General features: G+C 62.7%; 14 protein-coding genes. All 14 read right to left on the bottom strand.

The window, feature by feature from the left end:
- Positions 1-2: 2 nt before the first annotated feature.
- Positions 3-683: an urease accessory protein UreF gene (locus PQR54_RS26365; RefSeq protein WP_408251034.1), complete on the bottom strand. Its 681-nt coding sequence runs from the start codon at positions 681-683 to the stop codon at positions 3-5.
- On the bottom strand, positions 670-1,341 hold the full coding sequence (gene ureE / locus PQR54_RS26360; protein ID WP_408250800.1) for an urease accessory protein UreE: 672 nt from the start codon (positions 1,339-1,341) through the stop codon (positions 670-672). Before ureE ends, PQR54_RS26365 begins: the two co-directional genes overlap by 14 nt.
- 2 nt (positions 1,342-1,343) lie before the next feature.
- Positions 1,344-3,050: an urease subunit alpha gene (gene ureC / locus PQR54_RS26355; protein WP_408250799.1), complete on the bottom strand. Its 1,707-nt coding sequence runs from the start codon at positions 3,048-3,050 to the stop codon at positions 1,344-1,346.
- Positions 3,051-3,108: 58 nt separating this feature from the next.
- The gene (locus PQR54_RS26350; protein ID WP_408250797.1) at positions 3,109-3,414 is read right to left on the bottom strand and encodes an urease subunit beta; all 306 of its coding nucleotides are present in this window, start codon (positions 3,412-3,414) and stop codon (positions 3,109-3,111) included.
- 27 nt (positions 3,415-3,441) lie between these two features.
- Positions 3,442-3,744 carry an urease subunit gamma gene (ureA, locus tag PQR54_RS26345; protein ID WP_012431981.1) on the bottom strand — a complete coding sequence of 101 codons (303 nt, stop codon included), beginning with the start codon at positions 3,742-3,744 and terminating at the stop codon, positions 3,442-3,444.
- 175 nt (positions 3,745-3,919) lie between these two features.
- Positions 3,920-4,723 carry a transporter substrate-binding domain-containing protein gene (locus tag PQR54_RS26340; protein WP_408250794.1) on the bottom strand — a complete coding sequence of 268 codons (804 nt, stop codon included), beginning with the start codon at positions 4,721-4,723 and terminating at the stop codon, positions 3,920-3,922.
- 252 nt (positions 4,724-4,975) lie between these two features.
- Positions 4,976-6,079 carry an acyltransferase family protein gene (locus PQR54_RS26335; RefSeq protein WP_408250793.1) on the bottom strand — a complete coding sequence of 368 codons (1,104 nt, stop codon included), beginning with the start codon at positions 6,077-6,079 and terminating at the stop codon, positions 4,976-4,978.
- A gap of 35 nt (positions 6,080-6,114) precedes the next feature.
- On the bottom strand, positions 6,115-7,548 hold the full coding sequence (locus tag PQR54_RS26330) for a hypothetical protein (RefSeq protein ID WP_408250791.1): 1,434 nt from the start codon (positions 7,546-7,548) through the stop codon (positions 6,115-6,117).
- A 694-nt stretch (positions 7,549-8,242) separates the two neighbouring features.
- Positions 8,243-9,124 carry an urease accessory protein UreD gene (locus PQR54_RS26325; RefSeq protein ID WP_408251032.1) on the bottom strand — a complete coding sequence of 294 codons (882 nt, stop codon included), beginning with the start codon at positions 9,122-9,124 and terminating at the stop codon, positions 8,243-8,245.
- 116 nt (positions 9,125-9,240) lie between these two features.
- Positions 9,241-9,933, bottom strand: coding sequence for an urea ABC transporter ATP-binding subunit UrtE (gene urtE, locus PQR54_RS26320; protein WP_106305873.1), 693 nt, complete (start codon positions 9,931-9,933; stop codon positions 9,241-9,243).
- A gap of 32 nt (positions 9,934-9,965) precedes the next feature.
- Entirely contained in the window at positions 9,966-10,832 is an 867-nt protein-coding gene (gene urtD, locus PQR54_RS26315; protein ID WP_408250789.1) for an urea ABC transporter ATP-binding protein UrtD, read from the bottom strand.
- The gene (urtC, locus tag PQR54_RS26310; RefSeq protein ID WP_408250787.1) at positions 10,829-12,013 is read right to left on the bottom strand and encodes an urea ABC transporter permease subunit UrtC; all 1,185 of its coding nucleotides are present in this window, start codon (positions 12,011-12,013) and stop codon (positions 10,829-10,831) included. The genes urtD and urtC overlap by 4 nt, the downstream gene beginning before the upstream one ends.
- Position 12,014: 1 nt before the next feature.
- The gene (gene urtB / locus PQR54_RS26305) at positions 12,015-13,652 is read right to left on the bottom strand and encodes an urea ABC transporter permease subunit UrtB (RefSeq protein WP_408251030.1); all 1,638 of its coding nucleotides are present in this window, start codon (positions 13,650-13,652) and stop codon (positions 12,015-12,017) included.
- A 260-nt stretch (positions 13,653-13,912) separates the two neighbouring features.
- A complete protein-coding gene (gene urtA, locus PQR54_RS26300; RefSeq protein WP_408250785.1) occupies positions 13,913-15,208 on the bottom strand; it encodes an urea ABC transporter substrate-binding protein in 1,296 nt (431 codons plus the stop codon).
- Between the last annotated feature and the right edge of the window lie 469 nt (positions 15,209-15,677).

Here is a 15,677-nt window from a genome sequence, read left to right as displayed (position 1 = left end):
TGTTATGAGCGAAAGAGCCGCGAATACTGCGACTCGTGACGCGCCGAGAGAATGCCGAGTTGCGGCGCGAAGGTGTTGATGTTGTCAGGCGATGTGGCCATGGCGCGCGTGACGGCCGCATCGATCGGCTCGCGTAGGGCGACGATGATGCGTTGACCGGCAAGCTGTCCCAACGGCACGGCCTTCAACGCGGCGGCCGCCTGGTTTTCCACCCAGCTGAAGGCGTAGGCGGCGAGGGCGGCGTCGACGGCGGCGTCGTGCGCGTAGGCGGCGAAGGCGAACGCCGTGGGCTGAGCGAGCGGCGTCAGTGAGGCGAGCGTCGTGCGCCGCTCGGCATCGCCCCATTCGAGCGATACGCACAACTGCCGCAACGACCAGCCCATCTGCTCCGTTTCGCGGCGCAATTCCGCGGATTCGCGGCTCGCGAGGAATTCGCTGTTGGCGCGCGCGAGCGCCGAGGCGTCATGCGTGCGCCAGCGTTCCATCTGATGCGCGAGGAACGGCAACTCGCCGCGCGCGAGCACGTCGGTCAGGCCGCTGGCGATCCAGTCGCGGGCGGAGTCGGCGTCGATGATCAGTTGTGCTTCGATGGCGGCTTCGAGGCCCTGCGAGTAGCTGAATGCGCCGATCGGCAGCGCCGGCGACGCAAGATGCAGCAGCGCCGTCAGTTCAGCGATGTGCATGATGGTGGTGATGCCCGTGGCCGCACGATTCGTCGTGGACGTGATCGCCGTGATCGTGGTCGTGGTCATGATCGTGCGAATGCGAATGACCCTGCGCCGCGTGGCTATGTTCATGCTCATGGTCGTGACCATGCTCATGCCCATGATGCTCGCCGAACACCTGCTGTGCGAGCGCATAGTCTTCGGCGAAGGTCTCATCATGACCATGCTTATGGCCGCCGCCATACGCGCCGGACTCCGGCTGGAACGGCATCGAAACCTGATCGACCGACGCGCCGATGCGCTTGAGCATATCGGCCAGCACCGGATCGAATTCGAGCTTCAGATAATCGGCGCCGACTTCCACCGGCGTGTGGCGATTACCGAGGTGATAAGCGGCGCGAGTCAACGTCAGCGCATCTTTCGCGCGAACATAGAGGACCGCTTCCGGCGCGGCGACTACGCGCACGAGGCCGCCATCGTCGGCAACCAGAACATCGCCGTCGCGCAGCACGGTGCCGCGCGGCAACAGCAGCGCGACTTCTTCGCCGCTATCGAGCGTGGCCGCGAGCCGGCTCTTGCGGCGGTCGTCGAACGCCAGGGTCAGCGTCGGCGCGCGCTTGACCAGCACGGGCGCGAGCTTCAGATGCGGCGCGATAAGTTTGTCGATGGTGCGCATGGCTAGAACAGAAAGTAGCGTTGCGCCATCGGCAGCACGGTGGCCGGTTCGCAGGTCAGCAACTGACCGTCGGCAATCACCTGATAGGTTTCCGGATCGACACTGATCGCCGGACGCCACGCGTTGTGGATCATGTCTGCCTTCGAAATGTTGCGGCAGTTCCTGACCGCAACGATACGCTTGTTCAGGCCGTAGCGTTCGCCGACGCCCGCATCGGCGGCCATCTGCGAGACGAAGGTCAGCGACGTGCGTCCCAGGGCGCCGCCGCGCGTCGCGAACATCTCGCGATAGTGCACCGGCTGCGGCGTCGGAATCGACGCGTTGGGGTCGCCCATCTGCGCCATGGCGATCATGCCGCCCTTGAGAATCAGCGACGGTTTGATGCCGAAGAACGCCGGCTCCCAGAACACCAGGTCGGCCCACTTGCCCGGCTCAATCGAGCCGACTTCATGCGCGATGCCGTGCGTGATCGCCGGATTGATCGTGTACTTGGCGACGTAGCGCTTTGCACGAAAGTTGTCGTGGCGCGCGTTGTCTTCAGGCAGTGCGCCGCGTTGCACCTTCATCTTGTGCGCGGTCTGCCAGGTGCGGATGATCACTTCGCCGACGCGGCCCATCGCCTGCGAGTCCGACGACAGCATCGACAGCGCGCCGAGGTCGTGCAGGATGTCTTCGGCGGCAATGGTCTCGCGGCGAATGCGCGATTCGGCGAACGCGATGTCTTCCGCAATCGACGGGTCGAGGTGATGGCACACCATCAGCATGTCGAGATGCTCTTCGAGCGTGTTGACGGTGTACGGACGCGTCGGATTGGTCGAGGAGGGCAGCACGTTCGATTCGCCGCAGACCTTGATGATGTCCGGTGCGTGGCCGCCGCCCGCGCCTTCCGTGTGATACGTGTGAATCGTGCGGCCCTTGAACGCGGCCACGGTCGCTTCGACGAAACCGGCTTCGTTCAGCGTGTCCGTGTGAATCGCGACCTGCGTGTCGGTATCGTCGGCGACCGAGAGGCAGTTGTCGATCGCGGCCGGCGTCGTGCCCCAGTCCTCATGCAGCTTCAAACCGATCGCGCCCGCGGCGATCTGCTCCAGCGCGGGCTGCGGCAGACTCACGTTGCCCTTGCCGAGAAAGCCGAGATTCATCGGATAACCGTCGGCCGCTTGCAGCATGCGTTCGAGATGCCATGGCCCCGGCGTGCATGTGGTCGCATTCGTGCCCGTCGCCGGACCGGTGCCGCCGCCGAGCATCGTGGTCACGCCGCTGGCAAGCGCCTCTTCGATCTGCTGCGGGCTGATGAAGTGAATATGCGTGTCGATGCCGCCCGCCGTCACGATCAGGCCTTCGCCCGCGATCACTTCGGTGGAGGCGCCGATCGCGATCGTCACGTTCGGCTGGATGTCGGGGTTGCCCGCTTTGCCGATCGCGGCGATGCGGCCGTCTTTAATGCCAATGTCGGCCTTGACGATGCCCCAGTGATCGAGAATCACCGCATTCGTCACGACGGTATCGACCACGTCGGCATGTACGCGTTGCGACTGGCCCATGCCGTCGCGAATCACTTTGCCGCCGCCGAATTTCACTTCTTCGCCGTAGGTGGTGAAGTCGCGCTCGACTTCGATCAGCAATTCGGTGTCGGCGAGGCGCACGCGGTCGCCGGTGGTGGGGCCGAACATTTCCGCGTATGCGCGGCGGCCAATGCGTAAGGTCATGGTGTGGATCCGGAAATGAACAGGGCGATCTGGGCGCGTGCGGAGACGGAGAGGCGCCTCACAGCTTGCCCATCACCTTGCCGTTAAAGCCGTAGACGACGCGCTCGCCCGCCAGTTCGACCAGTTCGACGGTGCGCTCCTGACCCGGCTCGAAGCGCACAGCGGTGCCCGCCGCGATGTTGAGGCGAAAGCCGCGCGCGGCTTCGCGGTCGAACGAAAGCGCTTCGTTCACTTCGTAGAAGTGGTAATGCGAGCCGATCTGCACCGGACGGTCGCCGGTATTCGACACGACCAGCGTGACGGTGGCGCGGCCCGCGTTCAGTTCGTGTTCGCCGTCGTCGATGAGGAGTTCGCCGGGAATCATCTAGCCTGCCTTATGTGATTGCAGTGATCAGGGAATCGGGTGATGAACTGTGACGAGCTTGGTGCCGTCGGGGAACGTGGCTTCGACCTGGATGTCGGGGATCATTTCCGGCACGCCTTCCATGACGTCGTTGCGGGTGAGCAGCGTGGTGCCGTAGTGCATCACTTCGGCGACGGTCTTGCCGTCGCGGGCCGCTTCCATCAGCGCGGCGGTGATGAAGGCGATCGCTTCCGGATAGTTCAGTTTGAGGCCGCGCGCGCGGCGCCGTTCGGCAAGCAGCGCGGCGGTGAAGATCAGCAGCTTGTCCTTCTCGCGAGGTGTCAGCTTCATCGAATGAGTGCGTAGGGTTGTGACGTTCGTTGCGACGATCCCGGGCGGGACCGTCCGCGACAATGATAGGCGCTGCGTGTCATGGCCGGGATCGCGTGCGCCGCACGGGATGCGTCCATGACGAGTGCAATGCCGGATAAGCCGGTCACGGTATCAAGTTCGGCTAACGGCGCGCTTACAGATCAGCCGGCAGCGGCGCGCTGAACCACTTCTTCGACATCGTGTTGAGCGTGCCGTCCTGCTTCGCCTGCACGATGGCGGCGTTCACTTTCTGCTGCAGGCGTGGCTCGTTCTTGTTCATACCGACGAAGCACGGCGAATTCTTGATGACGAACTTCGGCTCCGGGCGGCGCGGCGGATTCTTCGCGAGGATCGCGGCCGCGACGATGTTGCCCGCCGCGATCAGCTGCACCTGGCCCGACAGGAACGCGGCGATTGTCGCGTTGTTGTCCTCGAAGCGCTTGATGGTCGCGTTCGGCGCCATTTGCGTGAGACCGATTTCCTCGAGTGCGCCGCGGGTTGCGCCGACCGTCTTGCCGGTCAGATCGGCCGGGCCGCTGACCTTGATGTCGGCGGGACCGAACACGCCCTGGTAGTACGGCGCGTAGGCGGTCGAGAAGTCGATCACCTTTTCGCGATCCGGCGTCTTGCCGAGCGACGAGATCACCAGGTCGACCTTGCCCGTTTGCAGATACGGAATGCGGTTGGCGCTATTGACCGGCACGAGTTCGAGCTTCACGTTCATCGACTTCGCGAGCAGGGCGGCGGTGTCGATGTCGTAGCCCTGCGGCTTCATGTCCGCGCCGACCGAACCGAACGGCGGATAGTCTTCCGGCACGGCGACCTTGAGCACACCGGCTTTGGCGATGTTATCGAGCGTATCCGCGTGAGCGGCGGGCGCATTGACGGCGAGGACGGGCGAGAGCAACAGTGCGGCGAGCCAGGCGCGACGCGCGGGGCGAGGAGTCGATCGAGTCATGTTCTGTGAGCGGTGGTGGCGACGGGCCGGTCGGCTGCCGTCAGGACGCGGCAGCATCGTGGGGAATGGCGATGCAAGGTATGTGCCATGGCGGTGCAGCATGGCCTGACGGTACGCCGCGATGAGCGATGCACTCAGTTGAGGCGCCGAGATGCGCCGGATTGGTGCGCATCTTGTCTTACGACGGTGAAAGGCCGCAAAGTCACGGCGATGCCGCGCCCGTGCTCGCGCCACGCGGTCCCACGACCAGAATCACACGCGCGACTTCGCGCTTTTGTCTGCGCGCGGCGCAGGCTTACCGGAAGACTCCGTGCCTTCGCTCCGCGCGGCCGCGGTTTCCGCAAAGCCGGCCCAACTCGCGATTCGAAGCCGCTTCGCGAGAACATAGATGGCGATTGGCAGCGCCAGACCGACCGCGCTGCCGAGCACGAAGTGGACGGCTGGCTGGCCGATGCCGAAGGCCAGCAGCGCGTTCCAGACCAGGGCGGTGGCAAGCACGTGCATCAGATAGATTGGCTTCCACGTCAAGCCGATCAATACGATCCAGCGCGACCTTCGCCAGATCGGCAAGCATTTTCCAACCCAGAGGGCTGCTGCAATGCCCAGAAAACTCGTCAGCAGCGAATACGAGTCGAAATGGTGGCCGAAACGCTGCCCCATGAACGTGGCGGCGCCAAAGGCGATTGCGCTTGCCAATGCGACATAAACGCCCGACGCGTGGCTCTCTTGCCGATCCGGCCGCGAGGCAAGCAGCACGCCCGCCAGGAAGAAAACGAGGCCCCAGCATGTCATCGTGACGATGCCCCAGTGACTTCGTATCGCGACGGTTGCGCTCGCCAGGATCATCGCGAGAATCAGGCCGCGGTTCGCCACCGTCAACGCACATCGGACCGTTGTGCACCGTGGCCATACCGTGATGAACGCGACGATCTGACAGATGAACAGCGCGTAAAGAAACCAGAATTGTCCAATGGGCGCCCATGCCACACGAGTCAATTCGAATTGCTGGGCGGGGTAGTCCTGATAGTCGGCTACCAACCATTGCACGGCCATTTGCAGTATCGACCAAAGCAGATACGGATAGAGAACAGTCAAGGCAAGCGACTTCAGCAACCGCGCGCGCGAGCGTTGCAAATAGGCTAGCGTGCTCACGCCGAGCAGGAAGAAGGCCGTTGGGTATCCCAGCGTGCTGGCTGCGTACAGAAGAACTTTCAGAAGACGGGCCACGTGCCCATCCTGCAGAAAGCCCGCATCGCTGACCCTGCCCAGGGCCTCGGCGAAAACGATCGCAATGATGGAAATTGCCAGACCGCCCCTGATGCGCTCTTCTTTCACCATTCCCTCGTTCCGGTTCATGTTGCCATGCGGCGCGGCCAGCCCTTCACGCAATGCTAAAGCTGCACATCGAAAATCAGGCACCAGTTGTCGAGGCGCATCGATTCGCGTCCGTCATTGAACTGGATCGCGTCGCCCTGTGAATCGCGCAGATTGCCACGCGGACCATAGCGGCTGCCTGCGACGCCCACGCCATTAAATGCGTACTCGACGTGCGTACCGGCAGGAATAGGCGATTGGGCCGTAATGCTCACCTCGTCCGTTCCGGTGATCGATACCGACCGGATCGGCAGCAACCCGCCGGACGGCAGACGCAACGAGAAACCATAATCCGAATTGCCGGCGACTTGCGTCGTGTCCCATCTGAGGGGCGGGGCCGGGACATTGAAACGCAGCACGGCCATTGAGCCCTCGCGTCGCCAGTTCAACGGTTCGAGAGGCGTCCACGTCTGCTTGTCGATCAGAATCCTCTTGAGGACCAGCCCATAATAGGCGCCCATCCATTCGGTGCTGCGATTGTCGGTGTGTCCGCCGTCCACGTAGCGAAAGAGATACATCGGCACAGCCAGATGAATGTGTGGATCTTCGTGGCTGGCTTCCAGCAGCGCGAGTGCTATGTGCGGATACCGCTGATCGAAACGGCGATGCGTGGCCACTTGATAGGTGATCATCTCGACGTCCTGCTTCTGTCCGGTCATCGCCTTGGCGTCGCGGTCGACGTCTGCCCGCAAGCTCCTCAGCTTCGCGATGTAAGTCGGAATCGATGTCTGACTGGAGTCGTCGGCTTCGCCTTGCGTCCACGTAATAGCGCCGACGCCGTAAGTCTTGCGTTCAGCGTCCGCAAGCCGCTTTCCCTGGGCGATATCTCGCAGCAGTTGTGAGTAGTAGTGTCCCGGCGCCGACAGCGTCGCGATGTCCATCGATCCTTCACCCGGCGCCGACCCAACGAACCGGTAGGGGAGATCCACATGATTCTGCAGATTCTCCTGCTCGATCAACTGCATGGTCATATTCAGCGTCCCGCTGGTCGGCGTCTCTGCCTTGTCACCCCATTGAGTCTCGACTAACGGGACGAATTGCTCGTATGCCGCCGCGAAGTTCTCGCCTTGCACGCCGTCTTGAGCCCGCACGCCGCCGTTGAAGCGCAACGAGGAATAACGCTGATGGCTCGACAGCACGGGTCGATTAAAAAAACCTTGGCTAAGCGATTGACCGTAAGTAATGACATGCGTGATGTCCCAAGGCGCGGCGCCATGTGGAATCCATGCCGAATAGGCCGGCTCGACACGTCCATCGGCGGAGCCTGCCTGTGATGTATCGAAGATGGTCGTTGAAGAGAGCGCGCTTGCCGCCGACACTTTCTGCACCGTCCAGGCGCCAGCCGACGAAGCAAGGACGAACTGGATGTGACTACCCGGCCGCCCGTCGGCGTTTTGCACCGTCACGCTAGCCTGGTTGCCATCGACTTGCGTGTTGAAGGTTTCGGGCATTGCCGTCAGACGATCGCAGGCGGTCGCCGTCGAGACATGTCGGAGTTGCTGGAACAGACTTTTCAGTTCAGCGAGCGCGCCGCCCCCGGCTGCGCACGTTGTTTGGTTATATCGCCACAGCGGGTCAAACTTATTTCGCCATTCGTGCACGGCGCTTTCGATGCCGCGATCTTCCAGAGGTAAGGCTGCGCGATTATCGTGCTGCGAGCACGCATTGCATACGATTGCCAGCAGGACGAGGTACACGAAACGCATTCTGTCATCCTTAGCGTTCATCTGCGCGGGAATATTGTAAGGGGATCGCGGTACGCGTTATGTGCGACCTCGCACGTACGTAGCGGGATGTGCGCAAGGCGGGGACATCCGATTGGAACGTCCAGCGTTCAAGACAATAGCGCCAAGCGAAACGACGGTACCGCGGCACCTGTCGGAAGAACCGCAACGGCGCGCGCAGCGCCGCCGGAAGAATGACTGCTGTGTCACTAACGCGGAATGTGCGAGAACCCAGATTCCAGATGCACCACTACCGTGACTGCGCGGGGGACCCGCTTAAGAACTAGCGGTGTGAGCCGCTTTCTTTGCCTACTTTCTTTGCGGCGGCAAAGAAAGTAGGTGCCGCCCCGCACAGGGGCAGCGCTAATAGACCACTAACAATTCAAGAAAAGGCCAACCTCAAGTCAAGAAAAGCCCAACCTCAAGTATTCCAGATCCGCAAAGGCACCCCCTCAACCCCATGCACAACAGGCCGCAACTGAAGCCAACACTGGGTAAACGCCCGCTGCAGCATCTCCATCGACCGAGCGACCCCACGCACGACCAACACCCGAGAAGTAACACAAGAAGCCGCAACCCGAACAGAACAATCAAACGGCAACTGCGCCGTCAAACCTTCCGCAAGCGCATCATCACAAGCATCCCCAACAGCCCAAAGCGTCCCATAAGCAGAAAACCCAGCCAACCCTTGACCAGCATCACGCAGTGAATCGAGCGCCGAGAGACTAGCCCGTTCGAACCAAAGCAACTCACCACTAACCCCAACAATCCGCGACACAGCACACAACCGCCCATCAGACCACCGTTCCCCAGCAGCCTGCCGCCCAAGCTGAGTAGCATCCCATCCGATCGCAGTCGCGCCATCCGCAAGGCTCAACGAAAAATCCAGCTCTGCATTAGCACGATCGAAAACGATATTATTCTGCGGCAGCCAATCGAGCTTACCCCGCGCGCCAACACGCACGTTAATCCGCTGCTGAGCCTCACGCCCATTGGACTTGTACCACTTGGTCGCCCCCGGCGTGGCAATAACAGCATGCGCGCCATCCCCGACAGAAACATCGATAGCAAGCTGGTCCCCACCCGCGATCCCCCCCGGCGGATGCACAATCACCGCATGACATATGCCCTGTCCTTCCGGATAAAGCGGCCTTTGAACCCGCAACGGCCCATCATGCAAGCGATGCTTGAGCGCAGTCCGCTCGCCATCCTTGACGAACCCGAGTTCAAGACGCGCTCGCCATTGCGAATGCGCGCCGGCTTGCGCGGCAGCGAGCGTAACGTGATTTTCGTGAAGCGACATGCGATTGGAATGCGACCAGACGGAGAAAAGCAAATCGTGCCTGCGCACGTCAGGCAACGCTCAACCGCGTTGCCACCGGATGCGGCGAGAATAGCACGCCAGCGGGCGCGTGCCGCTCACACGGCGATCAACGTCCGCACACCGTCCGTATCCATATTGGCGCCTTCACCGCCGGCGATGATCTCGCCGCGGCTCATCACCCAATACCGGTCGGCAATGTCTTTGGCGAAGTCGTAATACTGCTCGACGAGCAGCACCGTCATGCCCATTTCCTCGACCAGTTGACGCAGCGTGCGGCCGATATCCTGAATGATCGACGGCTGAATGCCTTCGGTAGGTTCATCGAGAATCAGCAATTGCGGATCGCTCATCAAAGCCCGGCCAATGGCGAGCTGCTGCTGTTGTCCGCCGGACAGATCCCCGCCGCGCCGGCTGCGCATATCCTTTAACACCGGAAACAGTTCATAGATACGATCCGGGATCTTCTTGGGCGCCTTCTTGCTGGCGGCCCCCACCAGCAGATTCTCTTCGACGGTCAAACGCGGAAAGATATCGCGCCCCTGCGGCACATAAGCGAGGCCTTTCTCCACACGCGAGTAAGTCGGCAGTTTGGTGATCGGCGCGCCGCGCCAGGCGATCGAGCCGCTCTTCGTTTGCACGACACCCATCAGACAGCGCAGCAGTGTAGTCTTGCCCACGCCGTTACGGCCGAGCAGAACAGTGAGTTTGCCGTCCGGCACGGTGAGCTTCACATCGCGCAGAATGTGGCTGCCGCCGTAGTACTGGTTCAGATTTTCTACTTCTAGCATGTCGGTTCAACCTTTTATTACGGCAACCCGTTTCACCGGCCCAGATAAGACTCGACGACCGTCTCGTCGCGTTTCACTTCGTCGAGTGTGCCGTGAGCGAGCACGCGCCCCTCGGCCATCACCGTGACCTTGCCGGCCGCGCCCGAGAGCGCCGCCACGAACTCCATATCGTGCTCGACGACCATCATCGAACAGGTGCCGCGCAGATGATTGAGCAACTCGGCGAGTTGCATGGTTTCGTCGTCGGTCATGCCGGCGGCCGGTTCGTCGAGCAGCAGCAGCGCCGGCTGCTGCATCAGCAACATGCCGATTTCGAGCCGTTGCTTCTGGCCGTGCGAGAGTTCGCCCGCAAGGCGCCGCGCTTCGCTCTCAAGGCCGATCAACGCCAGCGTCTCTTCAATGCGCGCTTGCGCCTCGCGATCCAGACGCGCGCGCAACGAGGCCCACCAGCCCTTGTCGGCCTTCATCGCGAGTTCGAGGTTTTCCCACACGGGATGCTGCTCGAACACCGTGGGCTTCTGAAACTTGCGGCCGATGCCCGCACGCGCGATCGACGGCTCGTTCATTCGCGTCAGATCGATCGACTGGCCGAGAAACACTTTGCCGGAATCCGGCTCCGTCTTGCCGGTGATGACGTCCATCATCGTCGTCTTGCCGGCGCCGTTCGGACCGATGATGCAGCGCAATTCGCCGGCGTCGATGGTCAGCGTCAGTGCATTCAGCGCGCGAAAACCGTCGAAGCTCACGGTCACGTCTTCGAGATACAGAATCGTGCCGTGCGACACGTCGATCTCGCCGGGCACGACCGTACGGCCCATGCTCGCGACGCCGCTCAACGAGGTTTCTTCAGCGGGTTCTTCCGGTAAAGCCAGATCAGGAACCATCGGGTTTTCGTTCATGAGCGGTTCCTCTTGCGCGTCACGAGTTCGATCAGCCCCATGATGCCGTTCGGCAGGAACAGCGGGACCAGCACGAAAATCAGACCGAGAAAGAACAGCCAGTATTCAGGAAAGTTCGCCGTGAAAAAGCTCTTCGCGCCATTCACCGCGAAGGCGCCGATGATCGGGCCGATCAGCGTGCCGCGTCCACCCACGGCGACCCAGATCGCCATTTCGATCGAGTTGCCCGGCGACATCTCGCCAGGATTGATGATGCCGACCTGCGGCACATACAACGCGCCGGCGATGCCGCACAACACGGCGGACACGGTCCACACGAACAGCTTGTACGCAAGCGGGCTGTAGCCGAGGAACATCAAACGTGTTTCGCCGTCGCGTACCGCGGTCACCACGCGGCCGAGCTTCGAGGTGACGATGGCCCGCGCGCCGAGGAAGGCGAGGATCAGCACAGCAAACGTAATCAGCAGCAGGGCAGTGCGCGTGCCCGGATGCGTGATCGGAAAGCCGCCGATGCGCTTGAAGTCGGTAAAGCCGTTATTGCCGCCGAAGCCCGTTTCGTTGCGATAGAACAGCAGCATCGCGGCGAAGGTCATGGCCTGCGTGATGATCGACAGATACACGCCCTTGACCCGCGAGCGGAACGTGAAGAAGCCGAACACCCATGCCACCACCGCCGGCACCAGCACCACCAGCAGCAGCGCGTAGCCAAGATGCTGCGTGCCTTGCCAGTACCACGGCAGTTGATGCCAGTCGAGGAACACCATGAAGTCGGGCAGATCGCTGCCGTACTTGCCTTCGTGGCCGATCGAGCGCATCAGATACATGCCGATCGCGTAGCCGCCGAGCGCGAAGAACAGCGCGTGGCCGAGGCTCAGAATGCCGCAGTAGCCCCACACGAGATCGAGCGCCAGCGCCGCGATCGCGTAGCACATGAACTTGCCGGTGATCGTCATCGCGTAAGCGGACAGATGCAGCGCGCTGGTTTCCGGCACGACCAGCGTGCAGAACGGCACGCCGAGCCCGAACACGATGATCAGCGCGATCAGCGCAAGCCACGCGCGCCGCGACAACAGCGCGGGACGCGCCGGCAGACCGAGCGCGAAACCGGTTTGCGCTTCGCGTCCGGCGCTGGCGCCACCGCTCGCTGCGCCGACGTGTGCCGATGAAGTTGCCGATGTCATCTCATGCCTCCGCGCTACGGCCCTTGAGGGCGAACATGCCCTGCGGACGCTTCTGGATGAACAACACGATCAGCACGAGCACCGCGATCTTCGCGAGCACCGCGCCCCAGAACGGTTCGATTGCCTTGCTGATGAGCCCGAGGCCGAAGCCGCCGATCACCGTGCCCGCCAGTTGACCGACACCACCCAGCACCACGGCCATGAACGAATCAATGATGTAGCTTTGGCCGAGGTCCGGCCCGACATTGCCGATCTGCGAAAGCGCACAGCCGCCCAGACCCGCGATGCCCGCGCCGAACGCGAACGCATACGAATCGACCCGCGCGGTCTTCACACCGACGCAAGCCGCCATCCGGCGGTTCTGCGTGACGGCGCGCACGAAGAGGCCGAGACGCGTCTTCGTGAGTACGGCCCACGCAATGCCGACCACGATCAGCGAGAACGCGAGAATCGCGAGCCGGTTGTACGGCAGGATCAGATTGGGCAGCACGGTGACGCCGCCGCTCATCCACGCCGGGTTGACCACCTGCACGTTCTGCGCGCCGAACAGCATGCGCGTCGCCTGAATCAGGATCAGGCTGACGCCGAAGGTGGTCAGCAACGTCTCGAGCGGGCGGCCATACAGATGCTTCAGCACCAGCCGTTCGAGCACGATGCCCACCAGCCCCGCAGCGACGAACGAAGCCGGAATGGCGAGCAGCGGATACCAGTCGAACGCGCCGGGCGCGAAGCGCTGAAAGAGGTTCTGCACGACATAGGTCGCGTAGGCGCCGATCATCAGGAATTCGCCGTGCGCCATGTTGATGACGCCGATCAGCCCGTACGTGATGGCGAGACCCAGCGCGGCGAGCAGCAGCACGCTGCCGAGCGACAGGCCCGCGAACAGCGTGCCGGCGATCTGGCTGCGGCGCTGGATCGCGTCGAGTTCGTCGATGCCGCTTTGCGCAGCGGCGCGCACGCGGTCGTCGGGCTCGTTGAAGGTGCCGTCGGGCTTCTTCGCGACGAGCGGCCGCAGCAGTTCGTTCATATCGAGATCGTGGCGCGCGGCGACCAGTTGCACGGCTTCCAGGCGTTTGGCCGCATCGGCATCGTGCAGGGCCGTCATCGCCCACAGCGTGTCGAGGCGCTTCTTCAACGCGGGATCGGTTTCCTTCGCGCGAGCCGCGTCGACGAGCGGTTTGATCGACGGGTCCGGATTCTGCAGCAACGAGGTGATCGCGGCGTCACGCGCGGCCTTATCCGGCGAATCGAGTTGCAGGCCGGACAGCGCGCCCGCGACTTTCGAGCGCAGCAGATTGTTCAGCGTGACCGGCTGGGCGTCGCCCGCGGCGACGGTCTTGCCGGTCACCGCGTCTTTTGCCGTATCGCCGTCTTGAAGCAGCACCGCGCCTGCGTCGGTGGCGAGGGCGCTGTCTTCGGATAGCGCTTTGAGAACCGCCATCGATTCTTTGTCGTGATTGGCGATCAGCTTGTCGATGGCTGCGGACTTCGCGTCGAAGTCGTCGCCGGCGAGCGGCGCGACGTCGGCCTGGGTCAGCGCGAAGGCGGCCAGCGGTGCGCCGGCGAGCAGCACGAGCGCCACGCTGGCGATGCTGCGCCCGGCGGCTTTTCGTGCGGATGTCAGGAATGAAAACGCCATGGTGGCCTTTGAAGAAAATCCGGCGGGGCGGCGCGGCATGTGGGCGAGCGCCATTGCCGCGCCGTCGAGTTGCTGCGCGCGAGAGTCGTGCCTTTCGGACGTCCAATCAAGGCACGCACGCGGGCGTGGTGGGCGCGCCCGTCGCAAGAAGCGATCGGCAAATCAACGCGCCGCGTCGGCCAGCTTCGCCGCTGCGGCTCGCGTTCCTAATCAACGCACCACGCCGCGGCCTAGCTCCACCAACGCGGCACGCCTTCCTGTCAGGCGACGCGCGAGCGCTTCAGGAACGCCGGAATCGAGCTGACCACATCCGGCTTGCTCGAATTGCCGGCAATGAACGGGCTCCACGGCTGCGCGCGGATCGCGGTCTTGGTCCGCCACACTACGTTGAACTGACCGTCGGCACGCACTTCGCCGATCATCACCGGCTTGTGCAGGTGATGATTGCCGTCCATTTCCAGCGTGAAGCCCGACGGCGCCGCGAAGCTCTGGCCGACCATCGCCACGCGCACCTTGTCCACTTCCGTGCTCTTGGCCTTCTCGACCGCCTGCTTCCACAAATGAATGCCGACGAAAGTCGCTTCCATCGGGTCGTTGGTCACGCGCTTGGTGCCGCCCGGCAGGTTGTTCTGCGCGACCCATGCAGCCCATTGCTTCTTGAACTTCTCGTTAGCCGGGTTGCGCAGCGACATGAAGTAGTTCCACGCAGCCAGGTTGCCGACCAGCGGCTTCGTATCGATGCCGCGCAGCTCTTCCTCGCCGACCGAGAACGCGACGACCGGCACGTCCGACGCCTTCAGCCCCTGGTTGCCCAGTTCCTTGTAGAACGGCACGTTCGAGTCGCCGTTGACCGTCGAGATCACTGCGGTCTTGCCGCCTTGCGAGAAGGTCTTGATGTTCGCGACGATGGTCTGATAGTCGCTGTGGCCGAACGGCGTGTAGACCTCCTGGATATCGGCTTCCTGCACGCCCTTCGACTTGAGGAACGCGCGCAGGATCTTGTTGGTCGTGCGGGGGTACACATAGTCGGTGCCCAACAGGAAGAAGCGCTTGGCGCCGCCGCCTTCCGCGCTCATCAGGTATTCGGTCGCCGGAATCGCCTGCTGATTCGGCGCTGCGCCCGTGTAGAACACATTGCGCGACATTTCCTCGCCTTCGTATTGCACGGGGTAGAACAGCAGGCCGTTCAGTTCCTCGAACACCGGCAGCACCGATTTGCGCGACACCGAGGTCCAGCAGCCGAACACCACGGCGCACTTGTCCTGTGTGATCAGCTGACGCGCTTTTTCAGCGAAGAGCGGCCAGTTCGATGCAGGGTCGACCACCACCGGTTCCAGTTGACGGCCCATCACGCCGCCGTTCTTGTTGATGTCCGCAATGGTCATCAACGCGGTGTCCTTGAGCGATGTCTCCGAGATCGCCATCGTGCCCGACAGCGAATGCAGGATACCTACCTTGATCGGACCACTGGACTGCGCCTGCGCAAACGGAACCTGACCTGCAAGCGCCAACGCGCCCGACATGGAGCCGAACTTCAACAGACTGCGACGTTTCATGTATATCCCCTTGCCATTGATGGTGACTGTTTATGGGCGTCGATTTCAGCCAGCAGGGCTTATCCCGCATGACTTGCCGCTTGTGTACTGCAAGGCACATGCCATGCAGTAAATTCGACTTATCTGGCGCGGAGTGCATGCTGGTGCGCGGCTGCGCGATGGCGGCCGTATGCGTGATAGGGCGCAAAATTGGTGCAGCATCGCGCGGCGCGCCTCGTTCGGGTGCGTGTCGCGCCGCAACGAAGCGCATGTATCCGCCAGCGGGCGTCGGCGGTGCATGGCCGCTGCGCCGTTGTGCATGCGCTGTACCGTGCCTTCAGTGAGGCGCCGATCGATGAGATCTTTACGACGGTGGTGGAGGCGCTGAGGGAGAGCGGAGTAAATCGGGTTCGGTGGGGGCACGGAACGGCCGGCGTGGTGTGGCGCCGGCCGTTTTCTATTTCTTGTTGTCGATTGGGCGACTCGCGCA

The sequence above is a fragment of the Paraburkholderia phytofirmans genome (genome assembly GCF_046028095.1).
Lineage (GTDB): Bacteria > Pseudomonadota > Gammaproteobacteria > Burkholderiales > Burkholderiaceae > Paraburkholderia > Paraburkholderia phytofirmans_A.
This window is presented reverse-complemented; position numbering and strand designations above follow the sequence as displayed.

What these genes read in the sequence shown, in the direction of transcription:
- PQR54_RS26365 (WP_408251034.1), bottom strand. Translation starts at nt 683, where the DNA reads ATGCACATCGCTGAACTGACGGCGCTGCTGCATCTTGCGTCGCCGGCG.
- ureE (WP_408250800.1), bottom strand. Translation starts at nt 1,341, where the DNA reads ATGCGCACCATCGACAAACTTATCGCGCCGCATCTGAAGCTCGCGCCC.
- ureC (WP_408250799.1), bottom strand. Translation starts at nt 3,050, where the DNA reads ATGACCTTACGCATTGGCCGCCGCGCATACGCGGAAATGTTCGGCCCC.
- PQR54_RS26350 (WP_408250797.1), bottom strand. Translation starts at nt 3,414, where the DNA reads ATGATTCCCGGCGAACTCCTCATCGACGACGGCGAACACGAACTGAAC.
- ureA (WP_012431981.1), bottom strand. Translation starts at nt 3,744, where the DNA reads ATGAAGCTGACACCTCGCGAGAAGGACAAGCTGCTGATCTTCACCGCC.
- PQR54_RS26340 (WP_408250794.1), bottom strand. Translation starts at nt 4,723, where the DNA reads ATGACTCGATCGACTCCTCGCCCCGCGCGTCGCGCCTGGCTCGCCGCA.
- PQR54_RS26335 (WP_408250793.1), bottom strand. Translation starts at nt 6,079, where the DNA reads ATGAACCGGAACGAGGGAATGGTGAAAGAAGAGCGCATCAGGGGCGGT.
- PQR54_RS26330 (WP_408250791.1), bottom strand. Translation starts at nt 7,548, where the DNA reads ATGCCCGAAACCTTCAACACGCAAGTCGATGGCAACCAGGCTAGCGTG.
- PQR54_RS26325 (WP_408251032.1), bottom strand. Translation starts at nt 9,124, where the DNA reads ATGTCGCTTCACGAAAATCACGTTACGCTCGCTGCCGCGCAAGCCGGC.
- urtE (WP_106305873.1), bottom strand. Translation starts at nt 9,933, where the DNA reads ATGCTAGAAGTAGAAAATCTGAACCAGTACTACGGCGGCAGCCACATT.
- urtD (WP_408250789.1), bottom strand. Translation starts at nt 10,832, where the DNA reads ATGAACGAAAACCCGATGGTTCCTGATCTGGCTTTACCGGAAGAACCC.
- urtC (WP_408250787.1), bottom strand. Translation starts at nt 12,013, where the DNA reads ATGACATCGGCAACTTCATCGGCACACGTCGGCGCAGCGAGCGGTGGC.
- urtB (WP_408251030.1), bottom strand. Translation starts at nt 13,652, where the DNA reads ATGGCGTTTTCATTCCTGACATCCGCACGAAAAGCCGCCGGGCGCAGC.
- urtA (WP_408250785.1), bottom strand. Translation starts at nt 15,208, where the DNA reads ATGAAACGTCGCAGTCTGTTGAAGTTCGGCTCCATGTCGGGCGCGTTG.